Annotated in this window: 21 protein-coding genes, 4 tRNA genes and 1 other annotated feature; of the genes, 3 read left to right on the top strand and 22 right to left on the bottom strand. The window is 35.5% G+C overall.

Going from position 1 to position 24,509, the window contains the following annotated elements; translation table 11 throughout:
* Window positions 1-220 precede the first annotated feature (220 nt).
* Window positions 221-1,816, top strand: a complete 1,596-nt coding sequence (locus BJL90_RS10980; protein ID WP_070967825.1) for an ATP-dependent metallopeptidase FtsH/Yme1/Tma family protein — start codon at window positions 221-223, stop codon at window positions 1,814-1,816.
* 32 nt (window positions 1,817-1,848) lie between these two features.
* On the opposite strand, the gene thrS is transcribed toward BJL90_RS10980, so the two are convergent.
* From thrS to BJL90_RS10960, 4 genes are all read right to left on the bottom strand, one after another.
* A complete protein-coding gene (gene thrS / locus BJL90_RS10975; protein WP_070967822.1) occupies window positions 1,849-3,765 on the bottom strand; it encodes a threonine--tRNA ligase in 1,917 nt (638 codons plus the stop codon).
* Between the two features lie 467 nt (window positions 3,766-4,232).
* Complete coding sequence (locus BJL90_RS10970) at window positions 4,233-4,838, bottom strand: DUF445 domain-containing protein (RefSeq protein WP_070967820.1); 606 nt, start codon at window positions 4,836-4,838, stop codon at window positions 4,233-4,235.
* A 134-nt stretch (window positions 4,839-4,972) separates the two neighbouring features.
* Window positions 4,973-5,890 (bottom strand): putative sporulation protein YtxC, encoded by a 918-nt coding sequence (ytxC, locus tag BJL90_RS10965; protein ID WP_070967817.1) that lies wholly within the window; start codon window positions 5,888-5,890, stop codon window positions 4,973-4,975.
* A gap of 73 nt (window positions 5,891-5,963) precedes the next feature.
* The gene (locus tag BJL90_RS10960; protein ID WP_070967814.1) at window positions 5,964-6,725 is read right to left on the bottom strand and encodes a DUF6873 family GME fold protein; all 762 of its coding nucleotides are present in this window, start codon (window positions 6,723-6,725) and stop codon (window positions 5,964-5,966) included.
* 176 nt (window positions 6,726-6,901) lie between these two features.
* Between BJL90_RS10960 and BJL90_RS10955 the strand changes: the two genes are divergently transcribed.
* A complete protein-coding gene (locus BJL90_RS10955) occupies window positions 6,902-7,315 on the top strand; it encodes an RrF2 family transcriptional regulator (RefSeq protein WP_070967812.1) in 414 nt (137 codons plus the stop codon).
* Between the two features lie 49 nt (window positions 7,316-7,364).
* Here the strand turns inward: BJL90_RS10955 and hcp are convergent, their stop codons facing one another.
* From hcp to BJL90_RS10865, 18 genes are all read right to left on the bottom strand, one after another.
* Entirely contained in the window at window positions 7,365-9,005 is a 1,641-nt protein-coding gene (gene hcp, locus BJL90_RS10950) for a hydroxylamine reductase (RefSeq protein WP_070967809.1), read from the bottom strand.
* A 205-nt stretch (window positions 9,006-9,210) separates the two neighbouring features.
* Window positions 9,211-10,878, bottom strand: a complete 1,668-nt coding sequence (gene ilvB / locus BJL90_RS10945) for a biosynthetic-type acetolactate synthase large subunit (RefSeq protein WP_070967807.1) — start codon at window positions 10,876-10,878, stop codon at window positions 9,211-9,213.
* 58 nt (window positions 10,879-10,936) lie between these two features.
* Window positions 10,937-12,013, bottom strand: coding sequence for a 3-isopropylmalate dehydrogenase (gene leuB / locus BJL90_RS10940; RefSeq protein ID WP_070967804.1), 1,077 nt, complete (start codon window positions 12,011-12,013; stop codon window positions 10,937-10,939).
* 19 nt (window positions 12,014-12,032) lie between these two features.
* Window positions 12,033-12,527 (bottom strand): 3-isopropylmalate dehydratase small subunit, encoded by a 495-nt coding sequence (gene leuD / locus BJL90_RS10935; RefSeq protein WP_070967802.1) that lies wholly within the window; start codon window positions 12,525-12,527, stop codon window positions 12,033-12,035.
* 14 nt (window positions 12,528-12,541) lie between these two features.
* Window positions 12,542-13,804: a 3-isopropylmalate dehydratase large subunit gene (gene leuC, locus BJL90_RS10930; protein ID WP_070967800.1), complete on the bottom strand. Its 1,263-nt coding sequence runs from the start codon at window positions 13,802-13,804 to the stop codon at window positions 12,542-12,544.
* Between the two features lie 47 nt (window positions 13,805-13,851).
* Window positions 13,852-15,441 (bottom strand): citramalate synthase, encoded by a 1,590-nt coding sequence (gene cimA, locus BJL90_RS10925; protein WP_070967797.1) that lies wholly within the window; start codon window positions 15,439-15,441, stop codon window positions 13,852-13,854.
* A gap of 6 nt (window positions 15,442-15,447) precedes the next feature.
* Entirely contained in the window at window positions 15,448-16,971 is a 1,524-nt protein-coding gene (locus tag BJL90_RS10920; RefSeq protein WP_070967793.1) for a 2-isopropylmalate synthase, read from the bottom strand.
* 25 nt (window positions 16,972-16,996) lie between these two features.
* A complete protein-coding gene (ilvC, locus tag BJL90_RS10915) occupies window positions 16,997-17,989 on the bottom strand; it encodes a ketol-acid reductoisomerase (protein WP_070967791.1) in 993 nt (330 codons plus the stop codon).
* A gap of 41 nt (window positions 17,990-18,030) precedes the next feature.
* Window positions 18,031-18,513, bottom strand: a complete 483-nt coding sequence (gene ilvN / locus BJL90_RS10910; RefSeq protein WP_070967788.1) for an acetolactate synthase small subunit — start codon at window positions 18,511-18,513, stop codon at window positions 18,031-18,033.
* Between the two features lie 181 nt (window positions 18,514-18,694).
* Window positions 18,695-18,949 (bottom strand) — a binding site (T-box leader).
* A gap of 218 nt (window positions 18,950-19,167) precedes the next feature.
* A tRNA-Cys gene (locus tag BJL90_RS10905) sits at window positions 19,168-19,242 on the bottom strand.
* 11 nt (window positions 19,243-19,253) lie between these two features.
* Window positions 19,254-19,328: transfer RNA gene (locus tag BJL90_RS10900), tRNA-Gly, on the bottom strand.
* Between the two features lie 23 nt (window positions 19,329-19,351).
* Window positions 19,352-19,427 (bottom strand) — tRNA-Phe (locus BJL90_RS10895).
* Window positions 19,428-19,503, bottom strand: a tRNA-Val gene (locus BJL90_RS10890).
* 126 nt (window positions 19,504-19,629) lie between these two features.
* Window positions 19,630-20,508, bottom strand: a complete 879-nt coding sequence (gene hslO / locus BJL90_RS10885) for an Hsp33 family molecular chaperone HslO (RefSeq protein WP_070967785.1) — start codon at window positions 20,506-20,508, stop codon at window positions 19,630-19,632.
* Window positions 20,509-20,704: 196 nt separating this feature from the next.
* Window positions 20,705-20,905 (bottom strand): cold-shock protein, encoded by a 201-nt coding sequence (locus tag BJL90_RS10880; RefSeq protein WP_070967781.1) that lies wholly within the window; start codon window positions 20,903-20,905, stop codon window positions 20,705-20,707.
* A 135-nt stretch (window positions 20,906-21,040) separates the two neighbouring features.
* Window positions 21,041-21,232, bottom strand: a complete 192-nt coding sequence (locus BJL90_RS10875; protein WP_070967779.1) for a small, acid-soluble spore protein, alpha/beta type — start codon at window positions 21,230-21,232, stop codon at window positions 21,041-21,043.
* A 57-nt stretch (window positions 21,233-21,289) separates the two neighbouring features.
* A complete protein-coding gene (locus BJL90_RS10870; RefSeq protein WP_070967776.1) occupies window positions 21,290-22,261 on the bottom strand; it encodes a type II CAAX endopeptidase family protein in 972 nt (323 codons plus the stop codon).
* Window positions 22,262-22,278: 17 nt separating this feature from the next.
* Entirely contained in the window at window positions 22,279-23,445 is a 1,167-nt protein-coding gene (locus tag BJL90_RS10865) for a M20 metallopeptidase family protein (protein ID WP_070967774.1), read from the bottom strand.
* 308 nt (window positions 23,446-23,753) lie between these two features.
* Between BJL90_RS10865 and dapD the strand changes: the two genes are divergently transcribed.
* Window positions 23,754-24,491 carry a 2,3,4,5-tetrahydropyridine-2,6-dicarboxylate N-acetyltransferase gene (gene dapD / locus BJL90_RS10860; protein ID WP_070967771.1) on the top strand — a complete coding sequence of 246 codons (738 nt, stop codon included), beginning with the start codon at window positions 23,754-23,756 and terminating at the stop codon, window positions 24,489-24,491.
* Window positions 24,492-24,509: the final 18 nt, after the last annotated feature.

The raw sequence follows: 24,509 nt of genomic DNA, 5'->3' as shown, positions 1-24,509 counted from the left end.
TTCACAACACTTTTGCTGTAAGGTGAGAAGCGGTATCTTCTGCTTTGTTTTCTTTAATAGGATACCAATCTATTGGTGATTTGTCAAGCTATTTAATAAAAAAATTTTATACAACAATTTTTCTTCATATATTTACCTTCGCTTTTCTTCTATATACCTATCATGTTTATTTATAGTTTTGGGTATGCTACTTTTAAAGACATGACAAGGTGGTGGTTCAATGAAGAAAAAAATAATACTTATGCTTTTCTTAACTTTTCTCGGTCTGACCTTTATTTCTAGCTTTTCATCCTCTTCAGGAAATGAATTAAGCGTTGGTTTTGGAGGCAAAGATCGCCTATTACTTATTATTGTAACAGCTTGCTTGTTTGTTTATTATATAAAATTGGATAAACCCTTCCAATATGCACATGCAATGATAAACGACGAGAAAAAAAATTGTGAAAATAACAAGGAGGTCTTCACAAAACCAAAGGTAACCTTCGAGGATGTAGCAGGCTTAGATGAGGTAAAGGAAGAACTAGTTGAGGTTATTGATTTCATTAATCAAACAGAAAAGTATCAGAAAATGGGGGCAAAAATTCCTAAAGGGATTTTATTTTATGGTCCTCCTGGTACTGGCAAAACCCTCCTAGCTTCCGCTGTAGCTGGAGAAACGAAGTCAACCTTTTTTACAGCAAGCGGTTCTGAGTTTGTCGAAAAATATGTAGGTGTTGGTGCTAAGAGAGTGCGTACTTTATTTGAAAAAGCAAAAAAAGAAGCGCCTAGTGTTATCTTTATTGATGAAATTGATGCTATTGGTGCAAAAAGACATTTAGATAGTAATAATGAAAAAGATCAAACCCTAAACCAACTTTTAATAGAACTAGACGGTTTTAATACAGACCAAACAGTTGTTGTTATTGCAGCTACCAATCGTCTGGATTTATTAGATGAAGCTTTACTTCGACCTGGTCGTTTTGATCGCCACATGTTTATTGGTAATCCTAACGTAAGGGCAAGGGAAGAGATCCTAAAGGTGCATACAAAAGATAAACCTTTAGACGAAAGTATTAAAATTCAAGACTTAGCTAAAAAAACCCATGGTATGAGTGGTGCTCATTTATCGAATATTGCTAATGAAGCCGCTATTATTGCTGTGAGAGAAAACCAAACAACAATTTCTATAAAGCACTTTGAGCAGGCCATTGAAAGAGTCATTGCAGGCCTACAGGTCAAAAACCCAACTGTATTGTTGAAGGAGAAACAAATTGTTTCTTACCATGAAGCTGGCCATGCTTTAATTGGTAAGATCCTTGGTACCGATATTGTACAAAAAGTGTCAATTATTCCAAGAGGGCAAGCCTTAGGTTATGTTCTTCATATGCCGCAGGATGATCGGTACATTATGACAAGAGAAGAACTATGTAATAAGATTATGGTAATGTTGGGAGGTAGAGCCGCTGAAGAGCTCATCTTTGGTCATCTCTCTACCGGTGCAAAGGATGATTTAAAAAAGGTCACCGATATCGCTATGCAAATGGTTTGTGAATATGGTATGAGTGATTTAGGTTATATGTCCAACAATTCTACCATGATGCAGGTTCTAGGACGACAAATTAACAAAGAAATGAACAAGATCATTGATGATTGTTATACAGTAACACAGCAACATTTAAAAACCTATAAGGCAGAGCTAGAGAAAATTTCTTCTGCATTAATGGAACGTGAAACTTTAAACTATGATGAACTCAATGAGCTGCTAGGCAATTTCATGGAGGCACCAAAAGAAACAGAAGAAATAAAAGAGAAAAAAGAAAAACTAGAAGCTGTATAAGGAGCAGAAATATTTCTGCTCCTTCATCCTATTTATCCTATAATTTTGTTCTTTATTTCCTCCAATAGGCTTTGAATAAAGGAAGCCACCTCGACGGTTCCAAGTTCTCCTTTATCTCTAGATCTTACTGCCACCGATTGTGTCTCTACTTCTTTGTCTCCTATTACCAGCATGTAAGGTACTCTAGAAAGTTGCGCTTCTCTAATCTTATAACCAATTTTTTCATTTCTAGTATCTACTTCAACTCTTAATCCTTTCTCGGCCATCTCCTCCTTAAGTTTCAATGCGTACTCATGATGTTGATCTGTAATAGGTAGTATTTTTATTTGTACTGGTGCTAACCATGCTGGAAACTTACCAGCATAATGCTCAATCAGAATGCCAATAAATCTTTCAATGCTGCCAAAAATTACTCTATGAATCATAATAGGACGATGTTTTTCTCCATCAGCACCTACATAGTGAATATCAAATCTTTGTGGCATTTGGAAGTCCAGTTGTATTGTGCCACACTGCCATGTTCTTCCAATGCAATCTTCTAAGTGAAAATCTATTTTAGGACCATAGAAGGCGCCGTCACCTTCATTGATTTTATACTTTAATTGTTTTTCATCCAATGCCTCCTTCAAAGCATTGATAGCTAAATCCCACTCCTCATCTGTTCCCATGGAATTCTCTGGTCTAGTGGATAGCTCAATATGATACTTAAATCCGAAAATATTATAAAAATAATCTACAAAATCAATAACACCTATGATTTCATCCTTGATTTGTTCTGGTAACATGAAAATATGCGCATCATCCTGTGTAAAACATCTTACCCGCATTAAACCATGCAATGCACCTGATAATTCATGTCGATGTACTAATCCAAGCTCCCCCATTCTAATAGGAAGGTCTCTATAGCTATGCATTTTTCTTTTATACATTAAGATAGACCCTGGACAATTCATTGGCTTTACTGCATAATCACCCTCATCTATTTTGGTAAAATACATGTTTTCTTTATAATGGTCCCAATGACCTGATTGATGCCATAAAGCTTCATTCAATATAATCGGTGTCCTTATTTCTTCATAACCTCTTTTGGTATGTTCCCTTCTCCAAAAGTTTTCTAGTTGATTTCTTAAAACCATTCCTTTTGGATGAAAGAAAGGAAAACCTGGACCTTCTTCTTGTAAACTAAAGAGGTCTAGTTCTTTTCCTATTTTTCGATGATCCCTCTTTTTAGCCTCCTCTAGTCGATGCAAATATTCTTCTAGATCTTTTTTCTTTTCAAAGGAAGTTCCATAAATTCTTTGAAGCATTTTGTTTTTTTCATCACCACGCCAATAGGCACCGGCAATACTTAACAGCTTAAAAGCCTTTACCTTATCTGTAGATAAGACATGAGGCCCAGCACAGAGATCTACAAATTCACCTTGCTTATAAAAAGAAATCTTTTCATCTTCTGGTAAGTCATTAATGAGCTCTACTTTATAGCTTTCATTTTTTTCCTCCATAAGTTTTAAGGCTTCTTCCCTTGAAAGCTCAAACCTCTCTAAATCTAATTTTTCCTTCACAATTTTTTTCATTTCTGCTTCTATTTTTTCCAAATCCTCAGGAGTAAATTTGTGTTCTGAATCAAAATCATAGTAAAATCCATTGTCTATGGCAGGACCAATGGCTAATTTTGTGTTAGGATACAGTCGTTTTACTGCTTGTGCCAAAATATGAGCACTTGTATGTCTTAAAAAGTCTTTTCCTTCTTCATCTTCAAAACGCAAAATATTGACATTACAATCTTCTTCTACTTTATAACTTAAATCTACTGACACATCATTTACTTCAGCACCTATAGCTACTCTCGCCAAACCTTCACTGATTTCTTTAGCAATATCATATATAGATGTTCCTTGGTTCACTTCCTTTACAGTACCATCTTTTAATGTTATTTTTACCTTTTGCATTTTTCTTCCTCCTTCTTGTTATATTATAGATGCGCGCTTCTAAAGTTAAATTTTAATATACACGGTCTACGGTTTCGCCCTAGATTCATTCAAATTCATAGACTTATGTCTATATAAAAATAAAAAAGCCCCTCATCCTAAAATTACTAGGACGAGAGACTTAGCTTCCCGCGGTTCCACCTAACTTGATAAAATCCACCTCAATCATTGACTCTAACGTTGTCACCGGTATTCTTTTCACATCTTGATGCTAATCAGAAACAGCTCAAGGGTAGTCTTCAGTTAGTCCTATACAAAAACACTTGCAGCCTAAGATGTTTTCTCTCTAAGTACTGGAGTTAACCTACTCTTCCTTTTCATAGCTTGAATATATTATTTTAGATTATTATATTGATGAAAAAAGTTTTTGTCAAGGTATTCTAAATTATTTTTTCAAATTGATAAAAAAATATACAAGCAACTGTTTTTTATTGTATTAAAATAATGATAAGACCTTGAAGTAGTCCAATAGCAAAACCTAAAATCCCCCCCAATATTTCAATATGCTTTAGCTCATTTTTAGCAATATTTAAAACAATTTCCTCTAATCTGTCCATAGGAAAATCATTAATTTTTTCTTCAATCATTTCTGCTATCTGTATACTTGAAGCACTCTTTTCAATAATACTTTCTACAATCTCCGCAACAAGTTTTTCTCCTTCTTTATTAATAATATCATCTATGTAACTTTGTATCATTCCCTTAAAGCTGGAGGGAATAATCCCTGGTAAACGTTCATTGATAATTTTACTAATTTTGTTTTTGATTACTAAAAAAATTTCTTCTTTATTGTCACCATTCACCAGCTTCGATATAATATCCTCAGCAGACAACAAATCTGTTTCTATCGTTTTTCCAATACTGACTGCAATTTCACTTCTTCTTTTAGGGATGAGTCCCTGCAGTTTTAGCTTCAATAAAGGTATCTCTATGGGTTCAAAAGGCCTGAATAATAATTTTACTGCCAAAAGATTTGTTACCCAACCAATCACAGCACCAATAGAAGCTAGTAAGATTATTGTTAAAAAGTTCATTGTTTCACCTTCTTCTTAAAGTTTTTCATAAAATCCCATAAATGATTATACCATGTTATTTTTCTATTGCAAGTAGATATTTATTTATAAATTCTCTATAAAAAAGAAAAAGCTCCTTTCTTCAAGGAGCCAATTTACTCTTTCTCTACATTTACTTTTACCTTTACTTTGCACCAATCACAGCTATCACACACTTTTACTTTATTTACAAACACCCGTGATATGGTCTTGATGATTTCTACATTATTAAGATTAGATATCTTATGAATAAAAACTTGATTAGGTGCGATGGTGATTAAAGAACTGATCAACAAATCCTCATAATTGATGTCTTTATCTACCATTTCAGTAGCCACTAGTCTTAGGTACTCATTATTTACTAAGTTTCCATATTGATCATATAGCTTATATTTGCTATCTTCTTCGAATAAGATATGCACAGTATCAATCTTTGCTTCTTGAATATCTACAAAGTATTTCAATAGTTTGATAAACTCATTATATTCTTTATTCATAAGAAAGTCTTCTACTGCTCTTTCTATCATTTCTTGTAGCTCTAAAATATAATCCTTTAACCTAAAAGTAATAAAACCTTTAAGATTAATTTGCGAACTTGTTTTAAAATGCTCCATCATTTTTTGAATCGTTGCAAACTTTCTATGATGCACTTCATCATTTGCATCCTTCATTCTATCGCTTTGACTTTTTAAATCTGCCTTAATAATATTTTGAATCTCTATTCGTTCTTTTGCACTAAAATAATAATAGTCATAATCAATAAGCTTCTGAATCAATGGAGGTTCTTCATATAACTTTATATATTCAAACAAGCCATTGGCTGCACAATATTTAAATATATTGATAAAATCACTAATAGGATAATTTTTTACACTTTCTATCTTCACACTATACTCTAAAGTATAGAAGGATTCATGATAAGTAACATTTTCATCTATTTCAATCTCTTCGTTTTTAAAAGATTCAATCTGTTTGCTTAATTGCCTTTGTAACTCTTCTACATTTTTCTCAACAATAATAGACAGCAAATTCATCTGTATCACTCCTTCCTGCTGTATTAGTAGTATATGTTTAATTTTTTATCATATTCTATACATATAATTGAAATTAACCCATTTCTAATAAAGGAATCAGCGTTCCATAATCTTGTAGTTTTTTATTATTTAAACACTTTATTTTTTTATTGTATTTTCTCAAAAAAAATGCAATTTTTTCAAAACTTTCATGTGAGGTAATATCTCCATAAAAGCCCAAGGTTTCCTGGTCTAAATAGCCACAGGCACCTCCTATAAAGCCATGGTTGACTCCTGGTAACAAGATACCTCCCTTCGCAATTAGTAAAGAGTCTATACCAAACTTTATTACTTCCTTATGTATCCCAGAGTCTGAAGTAATCATGGCTTTTTTATCCACCACTGCAACAGAACATTTTGAATACCCCTGGGAAACATGTATTTTCACCAAATTACGCTTTTGCAAATCATCTAATAATGCTTTATCTGTATGTTTGAAATTGTGTATCACATGGCTACCTATCCTACAAATATTATATGCAATATCATGTGGGTAGTTACCCTTTAAATAAGTCTTTCCTTCAAGGACACGAAAACCTAAAGCTTCAAATTTTGGTTGATAGTATTGGATAACATTTGGAGCAATAAGGATATCTCTGCCGCCTAAATGCTGTATTACCATATCAGGGTGTCCTTCAATAGCCTGATACAATTCAGCGCATGCCACAGTTTTTATTAGACTTATACCCTGATCCTCTAGCACTTTAACGGTTTTTTCACCTATTCTATAATCCACTAATGCACACTTTATCGTATTTTTAGGCAAATGAGGTGTTTCAATATATTTTTCTTCCATAGGCATCTCCTTTATAATAGTATTTCCTTAATAAAAATATCTTAATTTAAACTTTGAATAAAAAAAAGCCAACAGTTAAATACTTGTAAAGAAACCAATCATGATAAGATTTTTAAAGTTTTTGTTGACTTTTCACCTTGCTAATACTAAAATTTTATCCTAGGAGGTGAGCCTATTTGTCTGCGATAATACGTATATCTGAAATGCTTTCTCTTGCTTTACATAGTATGGTGGTTATTGCCCATAAAGATAAAGGTCTATTGAATGTAAAAGAGATAGCCAAAATACTGGGTTCTTCAGAGGCCCATTTATCTAAGGTGTTACAACGTCTTGTAAAAGCCAATTATATCCGTTCTGTCCGAGGCCCTAAAGGAGGCTTTACCCTCTCAAAACCTCCGGAAGAAATTACTTTTCTAGACATTTATGAGGTGATAGAAGGACCTTTAGTAACAAGCCAATGTCCTACGAATTGTCAACTTTGCTCCTTTAAGTTTTGTATCTTTGGAGGTCTACCACAAAAATTAAATGAAGAATTTATTCAATATCTAAAAAAACAAAAATTAAGCGACGCCTTAGCCGCTCTGGACTAAGGGTCGCTTAATATCTCTATATATGAATTGGGGTTGGGGGCTTTTTTTATTATGCCATGAAGCTATTGATGTCATTTTCTACATCAGTGATACCGCCGATGCCAAAGGTTTCTACTAATACCTTTGCAACATTTGGTGATAAAAAGGCCGGTAACGTTGGTCCTAAATGAATATTTTTAACACCTAGATATAATAGAGCTAGTAATACAATCACTGCCTTTTGTTCATACCATGCAATATTGTAGGCGATAGGTAATTCGTTGATATCTTCTAATTGGAATACTTCCTTTAGTTTTAAAGCTACCACAGCCAGTGAATAAGAATCATTACATTGTCCTGCATCCAATACCCTTGGGATACCGCCAATATCACCTAAGTCAAGCTTGTTATATCTATATTTAGCACATCCAGCTGTTAAAATCACTGTATCCTTCGGTAACTCTTTAGCAAACTCGGTATAGTAATCTCTAGATTTCATTCTGCCATCGCAGCCAGCCATAACAAAGAACTTCTTGATTGCTCCAGCCTTGACTGCTTCAACCACTTTATCAGCAACACCTAAAACAGCATTGTGAGCAAAGCCTCCTACGATTTCTCCTCTTTCTATCTCAACAGGTGGCTGACACTTTTTAGCATGTTCAATGATTTCTGAGAAATCTTTCTTTCCATTTTCCACCTCAATATGCTTTAATCCTTCAAACCCTACAACACTTGTTGTATATACTCTATCCTTATAAGTATCTTTTGGTGGTATTAAACAATTGGTGGTCATAAGAATTGGTCCATTAAAGGATTCAAACTCTTTATCTTGTTTCCACCAAGCATTTCCATAGTTTCCTACAAAATGATCATACTTTTTAAAGGCTGGATAGTAATTGGCTGGCAACATCTCACTATGGGTATATACATCAACGCCAGTTCCTTCAGTTTGTTTTAACAGTTCTTCCATATCTTTCAAATCATGACCACTGATCAATATTCCTGGATTGTTTCTTACACCTATATTTACCTTTGTAATCTCAGGATTTCCATAAGTAGTTGTATTCGCTTTATCTAACAATGCCATAACATCTACGCCAAACTTTCCAGTTTCCATCGTTAATGCCACCAATGCATCAGCACTTAGGCTATCATCCGTTGTGGCCACTAAAGCTTTTTGTATAAATTCAAAGATTGCTTCTTCCTTATAACCTAATACATAAGCATGTTTAGCATAAGCAGCCATACCTTTTATACCGTAAATAATAAGTTCTCTTAAGGACCTCACATCTTCATTTTCAGTAGACAATACACCTACAGTTTTAGCCTTTTTTTCAAAGTCTTCTACTGTTTCAGCAGACCAAGTAGCGGCATCATGAAGATTTTCTTCAATCTTTCCTCCAGCTTGAAGTACTTGTGCCTTCACTTCTTCCCTTAAAGCTAGCGCTTTTCTAATTCTTTCTACAAACACACTTTTATCAAAGTTTGCGTTTGTAATCGTAGCAAATAAACTTTCCATTATGAATTTATCTACTTCCTCATTCTTAATTTCTAAGTTTTTAGCCTCTAGATTGTAAATTGAGATGCCTTTCAATACATAGATTAATAAATCTTGTAAATTAGCAACCTCATCGGTTTTACCACATACCCCTCTTGCAGTACAGCCTGATCCCTTGGCTGCCTCCTGACATTGAAAACAAAACATACTCATTCTTCATCCCTCCATTTATCTTTTTAAAATTTCTTGTAATTGGTAATTATGTCTATAATAATATTTTAGTACTTTAATACTTAAATGTCAATGACATAGGCCTGTGATATTTATCACAGGCCTATGTCTCTATACCATGACGTCAACCTATCCTACAGCTAAATTAAAAAATCAACTAGAATACTTTTTCTAGTTGATTTTTTTGTTATCCTTCAGTAATTACATTCTCTATCGGCGCACCAGCAGGCACCATAGGATATACATTTTCTGTTTTATCAATGATACAATTAAGTACTACTGGCACATTGCTTTCTAAAGCCTTATGGAAGGCCTCTTCGAACTGACTTTCTTCAGTAATCTGATAACCCTTTGCTCCATAAGCCTCTACTAGTTTTATCAAATCTGTGCCTCTATCCAAATCAGTTTCAGCATAGCGTTTATCATAGAATAAATCTTGCCATTGTCTCACCATACCTAAAACACCATTATTTAAAATAACCACAATAATCGGCAAATTATATTTTATAGCTGTAGCTAATTCAATGGAATTCATCTGAAAACTGCCATCTCCAGCCACATTGATGACTAGTTTTTCAGGGTTTCCAATTTTTGCTCCTATACAGGCGCCTAAGCCATAGCCCATCGTCCCCAATCCCCCTGAAGAAATAAAGGTTCTTGATTTTGTAAACTTATAATACTGGGCTGTCCACATTTGATTTTGACCTACTTCTGTTGTGATAATGGCTTCTCCCTTTGTCATTTCATAGATTTTTTCTATGACATATTGAGGTTTTAGTCTTCCATCTTTTTTATAACCCAAAGGATACTTTTCTTTCCATGTTTTTACTTGCTCCATCCAAGGTTGATTTTCTTGAGGTGCTAATTTTTTGTTTAATCGTTTTAGTACTTCCTTCACATCGCCAATAATATGATAATGACTTCTAATGTTTTTATTGATTTCAGCTGGATCAATATCAATATGAAGCACTTGGGCATTAGGGGCAAAGGCCTCCACTTTACTAATCACCCGATCACTGAATCGCGCTCCTATGGCTATAAGCAGATCACATTTTGTAGCCGCTAAATTAGAAGATTTTGTTCCATGCATACCTATCATGCCAGTAAAAAGTTCATGGGTAGCTGGAAACCCTCCTAGACCCATTAGGGTGCAACATACAGGTGCTTTAACTTTTTCAGCAAAGGCTACTAGATCACCATTAGCATCCGCACAGATTACGCCTCCCCCCACATAAATGAGAGGCTGTTGTGAATTTTGCAAAAGTTCTAAAGCGTTGTTAATATCTTCTTCAGTAATGTATTCTGTGACCTTTTCTATTGCGATAGGCTCTTCTTTGATATATTCTGTGATTTGTGCTGTTATGTCCTTTGGTATATCTACCAACACAGGACCAGGTCTACCTTCTTGTGCAATATAGAAAGCTCTTCGAACAGTAGATGCTAAGTCTTTAACATTCTTCACAATAAAGTTATGTTTTGTTATAGGCATTGTAATTCCTGTTATATCCACCTCTTGAAAACTATCTTTTCCCAATAGTGCTAATGGAACATTCCCTGTAATCGCTACCATGGGAACAGAGTCCATATAAGCTGTAGCAATTCCAGTAACTAAGTTGGTAGCTCCTGGACCAGAAGTCGCTAAGCAAACCCCTACTTTTCCTGTTGCTCTAGCATAGCCATCAGCTGCATGAGATGCCCCTTGTTCATGGGAAGTTAAGATGTGTCGAATCTCATCTTGGTGTTTATAAAGAGCGTCGTAAATATTTATTACTGCCCCCCCAGGATAGCCAAAAATAGTGTCTACATCCTGTTCCTTTAAGCATTCTATTAAAATTTCCGCACCTGTTAGTTGCATCCTATTTCCGCCTCCTTTATTACTTCAATCGTCATTTATTTTTTTAAAGCCTGTTAGCTTACTTTAATTCTTCTACAATTAGTTTTCCCATTTCTTTTGTTCCTACTAAGGTCATACCTTTACTCATAATATCTGCTGTACGATAATTTTTCTCTAGTACCTTTACTACCGCCTCTTCTATTATTTGAGCCTCTTTATCTAGTTGAAAAGAGTGACGAAGCATCATAGCAGCAGATAAAATGGTTGCTATCGGATTTGCTTTGTTTTCTCCTGCAATATCTGGTGCTGAGCCATGGATAGGTTCGTACATGCCTAGGTTCCCCTCTGCAAGAGATGCTGAAGGTAACATGCCTATAGACCCTGTCAACATACTAGCTTCATCAGATAGTATATCTCCAAACATATTGCTGGTAACTATTACATCAAATTGCTGAGGATATCTTACTAGCTGCATAGCTGCATTGTCTACATACATATGATCTAAAGTAACCTCTGGATAGTCCTTTGCTACCTCTATGACTACAGAGCGCCACAATCTAGAACTTTCTAGAATATTGGCTTTATCTACACTGGTTACCCTTTTATCTCTTTTCATAGCTATTTCAAAGGCAGTTCGGGCAATTCTTTCTACTTCTCCAACGCTATAAGCTTCTGTATCGTAAGCCGCCTCACCCATTTTGCCTTCTTTTTTTCTTCCTCTTTCACCAAAGTAAATTCCTCCGGTCAATTCCCTTACTACGCATATATCGATACCTTTTTCAACAATATCACTTCTTAAAGGCGACGCTTCCTTAAGAGCAGTATATAAAACCGCTGGACGAAGGTTGGCATATAAACCTAGTACTTCCCTTAATCCTAATAATGCCTTTTCTGGTCTTTGATCTCCTGGAAGGGTATCCCACTTAGGGCCTCCCACTGCCCCTAGTAAAACTGCATCACTGTTTTTGCAAATCTCCACGGTTTCCTCTGGAAGAGGTTTTCCAGTTTTGTCGATAGCTATTCCTCCCGCTAATACCTCCTGGAAGGAAAATTCATGACCGTGCATTTCTGCAACTTTATTTAATACGAATATTGTTTCTTCTATTACCTCTGGTCCGATCCCATCCCCTGGAATAGTTGCTATATTAAACTTCATATTGATTCCTCCATGTCCTTTATTTCTTTAAGTTACCTTTAATATATTGAATAAGTCCGTCAGCTGCCATAATATTTTGCATAAATTCTGGAAAAGCTTCGCCTTGGTAAGATTGTTTTTTTGTTAGGTTATAAATAATTCCTGTATTGAAATCTACTTCTACTTCATCGCCATTTTCAATATTCTCTACTGCTTCTTTACATTCAAGAATTGGCAAACCAATATTGATGGCATTTCTATAAAAAATCCTCGCAAAAGTAGTAGCGATGACACAAGATACCCCTGAAGCTTTTATTGCAATAGGTGCATGCTCTCTTGATGACCCACAACCAAAGTTTTTGTCCGCTACGATTAAGTCTCCCTGCTTTACTTTCTTAGCAAAATTTTCATCTATATCTTCCATACAATATTTGGCTAACTCCGCTGGATCAGAGGTATTCAGATATCTTGCAGGAATAATAACATCTGTATCTACATTACTGCCGTATTTAAAAACACTTCCCTTTGCCTTCATGCTTTTTGCCCCCTTTAAGCTATATCCTCTGGATTTGAAATTTTTCCTGTTAAGGCTGAAGCTGCTGCTACAGCTGGACTTGCTAAGTATACCTCAGACTCAGGATGACCCATTCTTCCTACAAAGTTACGATTTGTCGTAGCAATGGCTCTTTCACCTTTTGCAAGAATCCCCATATGTCCTCCAAGGCATGGTCCACAGGTAGGTGTACTTACTACTGCCCCTGCTTCAATAAGATCTTCAATTAAACCTTCACGTAGTGCTTGCAGATAAACCTTCTGTGTAACAGGGAATACAATCACTCTTACACCCTTTGCCACCTTTTTACCCTTTAGGATACCGGCAGCTACCCTCATATCCTCTATTCTGCCATTGGTACAAGAGCCAATCACAACTTGATCAATTTTCACATCACCAACTTCATCAATGGTACGGGTGTTGTCAGGTAAATGTGGGAATGCAACAGTAGGTCGGATAGCACTTAAGTCAATCTCATATACCGCATCGTACTCTGCATCTCCATCAGCAGTATAAATCGTATAGTTCTTTGCTGAATGTTCCTTTACATAAGCCAAAGTTTTATCGTCTACTGGAAAAATCCCATTTTTTCCACCTGCTTCAATGGCCATGTTTGCCATAGCAAAACGATCATCCATAGATAGGTTTTGAACACCTTCTCCTACAAATTCCATAGACTTATAAAGAGCACCGTCTACCCCAATCATGCCTATAATGTGTAAAATAACATCTTTACCGCTTACCCATTCAGAAAGCTTACCTTTTAAGACAAACTTGATCGCTGATGGTACCTTGAACCAACATTTTCCTGTAGCCATTCCAGCCGCCATATCTGTACTACCAATACCTGTTGAGAAGGCCCCTAAAGCGCCGTAGGTACATGTATGGGAGTCAGCACCAATCACCACGTCTCCAGGTACCACTAATCCTTTTTCTGGAATCAAACCATGTTCAATACCCATTTCTCCGATTTCAAAATAATTTTCAATTTCTTTTTCATAGGCAAATTCTCGAATCATTTTACACTGTTCAGCACTTTTAATATCCTTATTAGGGGTAAAATGATCTGGCACAATGGCTACTTTCTTCTTATCAAAAACACCCTCTACGCCAATTTTTTTAAATTCTTTTACTGCTACAGGCGTTGTAACGTCATTCCCTAAAACCAAATCTAAATCTGCTTGTATCAATTGACCAGCTTTTACGACTTCTAGTCCCGCATGAGCTGCTAATATTTTTTGTGTCATCGTCATTCCCATATTTATTCATCCTCCTGTTAGTAAACTCGGTTCACCTTTTTACTAAATCAAATATACGCCCTTATTTTATCTTCGATATCTTTAATTAATTTATATTCAATGGAATCTACTAAAGCAATCCAACTGGCTTCGATGATATCCGATGAAACCCCCACCGTTGTCCATAGGTTATAACCATCAGTAGACTCGATCAATACTCGAACTTTAGATGCAGTAGCGATGGTTGTGTCCAATACCCTCACTTTATAATCTGTCAAGTGTACTTCCTTTAGTTGTGGATAAAAGGTCTCTAGTGCTTTTCTAAGGGCTTTATCTAAAGCATGGACTGGCCCAACACCTTCCGCCACCGTCATTTCCACTTTGCCTTCCACATTAATTTTCACCAATGCTGAAGCTATATTTTCTCCACCCGGCTGATTTTCACCAATAATTTTATAGTTGATCAGTTCAAAAAAGGGTTTGTATTTCCCTAAATGTTTTCGAATTACTAGATCAAAAGTACTTTCTGCCCCCTCAAATTGGTAGCCTTCATGCTCTAATTCCTTTAAACGATCAATGAGCTTTTGTGTTTCTGGGGAGTTTTTCTTTATATTAGGATTGATTTTTTGTATTTTAGAGAGTACTGTACTTTTTCCAGAAACCTCTGACATCAAAACACGTCTTTCATTGCCCACCTTCCTAGGGTCAATGTGTTCGAAGGATTTAGAAGCTTTATTGACACCGTCAATGTGCATGCCACCTTTATGTGCAAAGGCGCTGTTACCTATATAAGGCTCTCTTTCATTCATGGCTACATTGGAAACCTCCGCTACCAAGCGAGCAGTAGAGGTAAGATTTGTCATTTGATCTTCATGAATACAGTGTTTTCCCCTCTTCAGCTGAAGGTTAGCAATAACAGTACTTAAGTTTACATTACCACATCGTTCTCCAAAACCAATATAAGTTCCCTGCACCTGTGTAGCTCCTGCTTCTACTGCCATAATACTGTTGGCTACCGCCATGCCACCGTCATTGTGACAATGAATCCCTACCTTTACAGGAAATCTTTCAACAACTTCCTTAGTAATCTTATATATCTCATCGGGAAAAGCACCCCCGTTGGTTTCACAAAGAGCTAGCCAATCAGCTCCCCCTTTTACCGCTGCCTCTAAGGCTGCCATAGCATAAGTGGGATTTGCCTTATAGCCATCGAAAAAGTGTTCGGCGTCAAAGATGACTTCTTTTCCCTTTTCTTTTAAAAAGGCAATCGTATCCTGAATCATGGCTAGGTTTTCTTCTAAAGTGGTTTTGATAATATCCGTAACATGAAAATCCCAACTTTTTCCAAATATTGCAACTGCAGGCGTATCAGCATCTAGTAGTGATTGAACATTACTATCCTCTTTCACAGTCACATTAGCCCTTCTTGTACTGCCGAAGGCGGTCAACTTAGCATGTTTAATCTTTTCCTTCTTCATGTGGGTAAAAAACTCCAAGTCTTTAGGATTAGAGCTGGGGTTACCAGCTTCAATGTAGCTGATCCCCAAAGCATCTAATGCCTTTACTATTTTTATCTTATCTTCTACCGAAAAAGAAATACCTTCAGCTTGAGCTCCGTCTCTTAAAGTGGAATCAAATACTTCTATTTTATTGTTCATTTAATTTCACTCCTCTTGACATTCTAGCTCACTCAACATTTTGTTTATAGCGTTGATATAAGCCTTGATACTGGCTTCTACTACGTCAGTGCTAATACCTCTTCCGTGATAAATTTCCTCATGCATCTTTATTTTTACAGATGCTTCTCCCTGTGCATCTTCTCCTTCTGTCACAGAGTTTAAAGCATAATCCTCTAGTGAAAATCCATTTCCTACGATCTTATCAATTGCTTTAAATGCAGCATCTACAGGCCCGTGACCGGTTGCAACTTCTTCTATCTCTTCGTCATTTCTTATCAGCCTAACGGTTGCTGTCGGCGTAATGGTATTTCCACTATTGATAACAAATTGGCCTAATCTACAAAACTCTTTGATTCTTACGGATTTTTCTTCTACTAATGCTTCTAAGTCTTTATCATAAATCATTTTCTTTTTATCTGCTAGAACCTTAAACTCCTGGAATAGCTTATTTACCTGATCCTTTGCCAAGTGATAGCCTAATACATTCAATCTTTCTTCAAATGCATGGCGTCCTGAATGTTTTCCTAAAACCAACTTATTATTGGTAAGCCCTATAGATTCAGGGGTCATAATTTCATAAGTGTTTTTATGGGCTAGCATACCATGTTGATGTATTCCCGACTCATGGGCAAAGGCGTTGTCTCCTACAATAGCCTTGTTATGCTGTATTTTCATACCAGTTAGCTTACTTACCAAACGGCTGGTAGGATAAATTTCTGTGGTTTCTATATTCGTAGTTAAGTCATATAGATCTTTTCTTGTATTTAGTGCCATAGCGATTTCTTCTAAAGCTGCATTTCCAGCTCTTTCTCCAATACCATTAATGGTACATTCCAACTGAGTAGCACCAGCTCTAGCAGCAGCCAGTGTATTGGCTACAGCTAAGCCTAGGTCATTATGGCAATGCACAGAGATCTCTGCCTTATCTATATTTTTTACATTGTTTCTAATATTTTGTATGAGGGTATAATATTCATCCGGTGTCGTATAACCTACAGTATCAGGAATATTCACCACCGTTGCCCCTGCTTCAATCACCGCCTCAAGAACCTTGTAAAGAAAAGTTATTTCTGTTCTTGAAGCATCTTCTGCAGAAAACTCTACGTCGCTACAAAGTGTTTTCGCATATTTCACCATTGCTCTAGAACGTTCTAATACTTCCTCTTCACTAGCTTTTAGTTTATATTTCATATGAATGGGGGAAGTTGCTATGAAGGTATGTATCCTAGGGGCTTCAGCATACTTTACAGCTTCATAGGCTTTTTCTATATCCGCCGGTAGTGCTCTTGCTAAGCTAGCTACCTTACAATCTTTAATAGCTTGTGCAACTGCCTTTACTGCAGCAAAATCTCCTGGGGATGCAATAGCAAAACCTGCTTCGATCACATCCACTTTTAATCTTTCCAGCTGCTTAGCTAGCTCAAGTTTTTCTTGGAGATTCATACTACAACCCGGTGATTGTTCTCCATCTCTTAAAGTTGTATCAAATATTTTTATATGCTTTGCCATTTACATCCCTCCAGCCTTTTCAAATTTATTTTTTTAACCAAGTCATCATCTTTCTCAATTCTTTACCTACTACTTCGATTAGACCGTTTTGCTCCATCCTTCTTCTAGCACTAAAAGCAGGACGATTTGCTTGGTTTTCTAGAATCCAGTTCTTTGCAAAAATTCCTTCTTGAATTTCTCCTAAAATCTTCTTCATTTCTTTTCTTGTATCTTCAGTGACAACACGCTTTCCTGCAACATAATCACCGTATTCTGCTGTATCACTAACAGAATATCTCATGTAGCTTAATCCACCTTGGTTAATCATATCTACAATAAGTTTCATCTCGTGAAGACACTCAAAATATGCTACCTCTGGTTGATATCCCGCTTCTACTAAGGTGTCAAAACCTGCTTTAATTAATTCTGATACACCACCACATAATACTGCTTGCTCTCCAAACAAATCAGTTTCTGTTTCTTCTTGGAAGGTGGTTTCAAGAATACCAGCTCTAGCGCCACCAAGACCTGCTGCATAGGCTAGTGCGATATCCTTCGTATCACCAGTAACATCTTGGTAAACAGCAAATAAGCAAGGTACACCTTTACCTTCTTGGTATTGAATTCTTACTGTATGCCCTGGTCCCTTAGGTGCCACCATAAATACATTCACATCTTCTGGTGGTACAATTTGACCATAGTGAATATTGAAGCCGTGAGCAAAAACTAAGTATTTTCCTGCTGTTAAATTTGGCTCAATGCTTTCTTTATATAATTTAGCTTGTTTTTCATCATTAATTAAAATCATAATCACATCAGCTTGTGCTGCTGCTTCAGCTGCTACAGCAACCTTTAATCCAGCTTCTTCTGCTAACTGCCAAGATTTACTACCTGTATATAAGCCTACAATTACTTTTACACCAGATTCATGTAAATTTAAAGCATGGGCATGCCCTTGACTACCATATCCAATTATTGCTACAGTCTTTCCCTTTAATAATTCCAAGTTACAATCATTTTCATAATACAATTTTGCCATTTTATATTCCTCCTCAAATTTATAATTTAATATTGTTTTATTTAGTTACTCCATCGTCCTAAGGCTGTCATACCTGTACGGACAATTTCTTTGATGCCATAACCCTTCATCATATCAATAAAAGCTAAAACTTTATCATGATCTCCTGTCATTTCAACTGTCAGGTGCTCACTGGCTACATCAATTACTTTTCCTCTAAAAATATCTACCACTTCTAAAATAGATGCTCTAGTAGATTCATCTGCAGTTACCTTGACTAAAGCCAATTCCCTGTAAACTGCTTCTTGGGGTTTTAATTCTGTAATTTTCACTACATCGATCAGCTTACTTAACTGTTTTTTTATTTGCTCTAGAGCTTGGTGATCTCCATGCAATACAATCGTCATTCTTGTTAATCTTTCATCTTCTGTACCGCCTGCTGTAAAACTATCGATGTTGTATCCTCTTCTACTGAACAATCCCGCTACTCTACTTAATACACCCGGTTGGTTTTCCACCAATACGGAAAGCACATGTTTATCCATGGTGTACCCTCCTTTTAATTATAACTTAAATTTTTTAAATCATTGTAAGCTATTTTAATCAATAATGCAAGAGTTTTTTAATAAATAATTAATTTACATGGAAAACTTTTAACTCTTCTAAAATTTTGAAAACTTTATCTAATAAAAAATCCCCGTCTCTGCATAATTATTAATTGAATTATACAGGGACGAGGAATTATTCCACGCGTTACCACCCTAAATTGAATCTACCTCACAGTAGAGACCACTCACTAGGTTCTATCAAACCCTTGCCTATAACGGAGCTTACCGTTTACCTCTTACTGGAGTTATTGAATCTGGTTTCAGAGGAACTGCTTAGGAGGGATTTGTATTTCACGACAGTATCGGTTCGCAGCTACCACCGACTCTCTGAAACTGCTACAAGCAAAATACCGTTCTCCTTCATTGCATTTATAAGTATTGTTATTCAATTTTGAATTTAATTTATGTATTGTATTCTAACAATATACCAAAGTATTGTCAAGAGATTTTTAGAAATTTTATAAAAATTTCAAAATAATCTTTTTTATATGAGACTTAATTCAAGAGAAGTTTTTACTAAACTTATCAATAAAATAAAAAAAAAATGAACTTTTAAAAATTCATTTTCATCTCATCCATCTTATCTTTTATTGGAGGCGGCACCCAGATTTGAACTGGGGAATAAAGGTTTTGCAGACCTCTGCCTTACCACTTGGCTATGCCGCCAAAATTAATATTGGAGCGGAAGACGGGACTCGAACCCGCGACCCTCGCCTTGGCAAGGCGATGCTCTACCACTGAGCCACTTCCGCATCTATCCTATTTAATTTTATATTGGTGCCCAGAGGCGGAATCGAACCACCGACACGGGGATTTTCAGTCCCCTGCTCTACCGACTGAGCTATCTGGGCTGGTGGGCGCAACAGGACTTGAACCTGTGACCCCCTGCTTGTAAGGCAGGTGCTCTCCCAGCTGAGCTATGCGCCCTCAACAGTGACAAGACTTAGTATACATTATCCCATTTATTATTTCAAAGGTGATTTCCCATGATTTATGGAGATTATGACTATTTATATCTCTTTAGGGTGCAATAGCTTCATTTTTTAAGCATTTTTATAGTTCTTCCAACAATTTTTCTAATTCTTCTTTATTAAAATAATGTTTTTCGTTACAAAAATGACAAACCAACTCTGCTCCTTCATCTTCTTCTATAATTTCTGTTAATTCTTTTTTGCCAATACTGATTAAGGCTCTTTCAAACCTACTTTTATTACAATCACAAATAAAGTCAACTTCATATTTTTCTACGATTTCCGGTGATAGGCCTCCTAAAACATGCTGTAAAATATCCTCTTCTTTCATACCCCGGTCCATCAAAACAGTAATTGGCTCTAAAGAAAGAAGTTTTTCTTCTAATTTTTCTAATACTTCTTCTTCTATATTCGGCAGTACCTGTATAATGAATCCACCAGCTGCTTTTACAGTATAATCTCTTTCTACCAAAACCCCCAATGCTACTGCAGAAGGTTGTTGCTCAGAATGTAAAAAATAAGAGGCAAAATCCTCTGCTATTTCTCCCGATACTAAAGCGGAAGTTCCTATGTAAGGGTCCTTCAGTCCTAAATCTTTAATAACAGTAATGTCTCCTTTTACCCCCACAGCTTTTCCCACATCTAACTTTCCAGGCTTTATATAACTACTCTGTATCTGTGGGTTAGCCACATACCCTTTTACATTACCTTGGCTACCTCCTACTACTACAATGCTTCCCAGTTCTCCACCACCATTGATTTTTACAGTAAGTTGATGATTTTCACTTTTCAACATTAACCCCATCATAGAGGTAGCTGTCATTGTCCTTCCAAGGGCAGCTATAGCTACTGAAGATGCTTCATGAATTTTTCTAGCCTTCTCCACCATATTGGTTGTATTAGCAATAAAAGCTCTAATATTATTATTGGCAGCAGTAGCACGAATAACACAGTTTTTCATAAACACACCTCTTTCTTCATTATTTTGTACACTATTTATTATGCCATATTTTTGTTGATTCACTAATCCTTCAAAAAATTTTTATTACATGAAAAAAAACAAGTTGGCGCACCAACCTGTTTTAAATCCATGGTAAATTCTTATATATTTAATCCCTGAGGGATTTGACTACAAGATTAACCTACATATTGTATTATTATGCTCTAGTTACGTTTGTAGCTTGAGGTCCTTTATCTCCTTGAACGATCTCAAACTCAACTGTTTGACCTTCTTCTAATGTTTTGAATCCATCCATTGTAATTGCTGAAAAGTGTACGAATACATCGTCACCGTTTTCTCTTGAGATAAATCCATAACCTTTTTCAGCGTTAAACCACTTAACTGTACCTTTTTCCATTTAAAAATTCCTCCTAAAACTTAATTTAAATTAAACAAAGACACTATGTATCCCCATTCACTATCAGTTTAACATAGGGAAATATCACTGTCAACTATTTTTTAACGTTTACCTCTATCCTATGCACTGATTTTACTACTCTTCAGCTACTTTTTTCAACTGTTTTTTTCGTACTGTCATAAGACCACCAATTCGTCCAGTCTCCTTAGCAGTCAAACCTCCCCAGCCTAGCTTTTTTACTTTGTCTATGAGACCTAACTCTTCAGCGATCTCATATTTCATCATTAGATCAGGGGTAAATTCTTTCTTTGGCTGATTTTTCGTCATCGGTATCCCTCCCTATTTTTATTATGCTATAAAAATAGGAAAAATATACAATTTTTTCTATCCTAAACGAATAATTTCCCTTATTTGTATTATAGCTATCAATAAAAATAAAGGCAATACGAATAGCAAAGGTATAAAATCCTTTAAGGATACAGGGTACTTTGTTATTATATATTTTTTGTCTTCTTCCTGTAAGTTATTCTCTTCTAGAAACATTTTTTGTTTCTCCCTATCCTTTTTTATAATTTTTATTAAACGAAAGGCAAAAAATCCAGTAACAATAGCAATAATACCAAAAACAGCTATATTCATTAACAAAGCTAGTGTTGTTGAAATTTCAACAGATGTTTCTTGACCCTGTTCTAAAAATCCAGCAAACTTATTTAAGATATAACCTAATGTGACAGCAAAACCATTATTAACAATATGTCCAATCATCCCTGCATAGATAGAATCTGTTAAAATTACTAGATAGGAAAATACCAGCCCTAATACCATCGGTCCAAATAGATTATAAAGATTGAAATGAAATATTCCAAATAAAATAGAAGAAATAACAATAGCTTTTTTTGATCCTAAGTTTTCATAGCCAGGAAGTATAAATCCTCTAAAAAACACTTCTTCACAAATCCCAGCTGAGATAGAAATAATAAATAATAAAACGATATATTCTGTTGGATTCGTAGCTGTAGGTAATTCTGGTATATTTAGATTACCCAATAAACTCATTAACATCATAAAAATAGCATTTGCCAAAACAGCAGTAGGGTACATAAATAATGTTATGAATATTACCAAAAACCCATGCTTTACACTAATTTTATTGAAACGCATTGTCTTTTTGATAGGTATTCTCTTCACTTTTAAGTATAGGATAGGAGGTAGCAGTACTAAGACATATTGGGTTATAATTAGCCCCCACTTGAGACTTAAGTGTTGAAAATAAAATCCCATAGTAAAGAAAAGAATAGCTCCAATGAGGTATAAAATATTGGCATCTGCTAATTTTAGTTTCTTCTCTTCTAACATGTATCCACATCCTTTAATTATAATATATCACGATGTTTTAGCAAATTAACAAAAATTTGTAGCCCATCACCTAATACTTTTTCATCAAAGTTAAACTTTCCATTATGCAGTGGATAGGTAAAGCCCTTTTCTTTGTTTTTAGTACCTAAGAAAAAGAAAAGCCCCGGGATTTCTCTTTGGTAGAAGGAAAAATCCTCTGCCAGCATAATTGGATCAATGATTTCTACATCTATGCCACACTTCTTTTGAGCTTCAATAAAAATTTCTGTTAGATGAGAATCATTATATACCGCTGGATACATATCCCGAATTACTATATCAATTTTACATTGATAATTCACTTCAAGACCTTTTTTAAAATCCATCATTCTTTTCTTAATTAAATCATAGGTTTCTTGATTGAAGGTTCGTATAGTTCCTTCTAACACAGCTTCTTCGGCTATGATATTGCGTTTTTCCCCTGCTTCTACTCTTCCTATGGTAATAACAGCCGGTTCAATAGGGTTTATGCTGCGACTTACAATAGACTGCATGCCTAAAGCCATTTCACTGGCAACAACAACACTATCTATACCAACATGGGGCATAGCCCCATGGGCACTTTGTCCTTTAATAAGGATATCAAACTCCCCGTTTTGTGACATCATTGCCCCCGGCCGAAGTCCTATTTGTCCTTCTTGTAATCCTGGAAAAAGATGAAGTCCATAGATTTCTTCAACCCCATATTTTTTTAAGAATCCTCCCTCTAAGATAGGTAATGCACCACCAGGACCTTCCTCCGCCGGTTGAAATAGTAAAACAATATTATCCTTTAATTTATCTTTATTCTTTGTTAATAATTTAGCAAGACCTAAAACAATAGCGATGTGTCCATCATGTCCACATGCATGCATTTTTCCAACATGTACTGACTGATATTCAAGTTGATTTTGTTCTTGCATGCCTAAAGCATCTATATCAGCACGAAAACAATAGGTTTTTTTTGGTTCTCTGCCTTCAAAATAAGCAATGATGCCTGTTTCCAAGACATTTTCTTCATACTTTATGTTTAGTTGCTGTAAATATTCTTTGATATATTGAGAGGTTTTGTACTCTTCTAGACCTAACTCAGGAATTTTATGTAAATCCCTCCGAATATTCTTTAATTCTTCTAATATTTCTTTAATCTCTGTAGATAATTCCAAGTTTTTTCCTCCTCTAATTAGTTTATCTATTCTATTTTATAGTTTTTCTTTCTTTAAAACAACTTATTTCATTGGTCTTATGTTATATTTTGTTATTTTAGCACACTTTTTTTATTTTTTCATAGTATATTAAAGACAGTTATTTTTTAATGAAACTACTAATATACATAATAAAAGAATACAGGATTTTCAATAATATCAAGTATCTTATAAGGCATTAGAAAAAAATAGGCGTCTTAGTAATATACCGAAGGATAAATATTGTTGTTGAAGGGAGAAAATGTAATCTAGGAAAGGAATGGTTACAAATGAGTAATAAAGTTGAAAAGCTACAATGTTCTTTTGACTTGACAGAGGCAGAAGCAATAGCAAAATTTATAAAAGAATCAAAAAAATCTACCCCAGTTAAGGTTTATATTCAGGGCAAACTTCAATCTATTGAATCAAAAAAGGTCAAGGCTTTTGGACAAGAAAATTTTTGGATCTTAATTGGCGAGTACGAAGAAATCGCTGTGATTTTAGACGAAAATAAAAAAAGTATCCAAGACTATTACTTAGAACATGATAGAAGAAACTCTGCCATTCCACTAATGGAAATTCTTCATCTTCAGGCAAGAATTGAACCTGGTGCCCTAATAAGAGAAGGGGTTGAAATAGGTAAAAATGCAGTCATTATGATGGGAGCGGTGCTAAATGTTGGTGCTAAAATTGGAGAAAATAGTATGGTTGATATGAACTGCGTCATCGGTGCTCGAGGCTTGATTGGTAAAAATGTTCATATAGGAGCGGGAACAGTCATTGCTGGCGTTTTAGAACCTCCTAGCAAAGATCCTGTCATTATAGAAGATGAAGTGTTTATTGGAGCAAATGCGGTGGTGCTAGAAGGTGTAAAAGTTGGTAAAGGCGCTGTAGTTGCTGCTGGTTCTGTTGTAACTAAGGATGTGCCGCCGAATACAGTGGTTGCTGGAACGCCAGCAAAGATTATTAAAACCAAAGATGCCAAAACCGCTGACAAGGTAAAATTATTAGAGGGTTTAAGAGGATAAAGAAGCGCCTCATAAAAG

The organism is Clostridium formicaceticum, from assembly GCF_001854185.1.
In the GTDB taxonomy this organism is placed as follows: Bacteria; Bacillota; Clostridia; order Peptostreptococcales; family Natronincolaceae; genus Andreesenella; species Andreesenella formicacetica.
The sequence above is the reverse complement of the archived record's forward strand: the minus strand, read 5'-3'. Positions and strand labels throughout refer to the sequence as shown.

Bases quoted from the DNA above. Each gene is read 5' to 3' on its own strand.
- leuC (WP_070967800.1), bottom strand. From the start codon at position 13,804: ATGGGAATGACGATGACACAAAAAATATTAGCAGCTCATGCGGGACTA.
- BJL90_RS10970 (WP_070967820.1), bottom strand. From the start codon at position 4,838: ATGAACTTTTTAACAATAATCTTACTAGCTTCTATTGGTGCTGTGATT.
- BJL90_RS10960 (WP_070967814.1), bottom strand. From the start codon at position 6,725: ATGGAAGAAAAATATATTGAAACACCTCATTTGCCTAAAAATACGATA.
- ilvB (WP_070967807.1), bottom strand. From the start codon at position 10,878: ATGCAACTAACAGGTGCGGAAATTTTAATAGAATGCTTAAAGGAACAG.
- ilvC (WP_070967791.1), bottom strand. From the start codon at position 17,989: ATGGCAAAATTGTATTATGAAAATGATTGTAACTTGGAATTATTAAAG.
- hcp (WP_070967809.1), bottom strand. From the start codon at position 9,005: ATGAGTATGTTTTGTTTTCAATGTCAGGAGGCAGCCAAGGGATCAGGC.
- BJL90_RS10880 (WP_070967781.1), bottom strand. From the start codon at position 20,905: ATGGAAAAAGGTACAGTTAAGTGGTTTAACGCTGAAAAAGGTTATGGA.
- BJL90_RS10875 (WP_070967779.1), bottom strand. From the start codon at position 21,232: ATGACGAAAAATCAGCCAAAGAAAGAATTTACCCCTGATCTAATGATG.
- hslO (WP_070967785.1), bottom strand. From the start codon at position 20,508: ATGAAAAACTGTGTTATTCGTGCTACTGCTGCCAATAATAATATTAGA.
- BJL90_RS10980 (WP_070967825.1), top strand. From the start codon at position 221: ATGAAGAAAAAAATAATACTTATGCTTTTCTTAACTTTTCTCGGTCTG.
- BJL90_RS10920 (WP_070967793.1), bottom strand. From the start codon at position 16,971: ATGGCAAAGCATATAAAAATATTTGATACAACTTTAAGAGATGGAGAA.
- leuB (WP_070967804.1), bottom strand. From the start codon at position 12,013: ATGAAGTTTAATATAGCAACTATTCCAGGGGATGGGATCGGACCAGAG.
- cimA (WP_070967797.1), bottom strand. From the start codon at position 15,441: ATGAACAATAAAATAGAAGTATTTGATTCCACTTTAAGAGACGGAGCT.
- thrS (WP_070967822.1), bottom strand. From the start codon at position 3,765: ATGCAAAAGGTAAAAATAACATTAAAAGATGGTACTGTAAAGGAAGTG.
- BJL90_RS10870 (WP_070967776.1), bottom strand. From the start codon at position 22,261: ATGTTAGAAGAGAAGAAACTAAAATTAGCAGATGCCAATATTTTATAC.
- ilvN (WP_070967788.1), bottom strand. From the start codon at position 18,513: ATGGATAAACATGTGCTTTCCGTATTGGTGGAAAACCAACCGGGTGTA.
- dapD (WP_070967771.1), top strand. From the start codon at position 23,754: ATGAGTAATAAAGTTGAAAAGCTACAATGTTCTTTTGACTTGACAGAG.
- leuD (WP_070967802.1), bottom strand. From the start codon at position 12,527: ATGAAGGCAAAGGGAAGTGTTTTTAAATACGGCAGTAATGTAGATACA.
- ytxC (WP_070967817.1), bottom strand. From the start codon at position 5,890: ATGAATTTGCTGTCTATTATTGTTGAGAAAAATGTAGAAGAGTTACAA.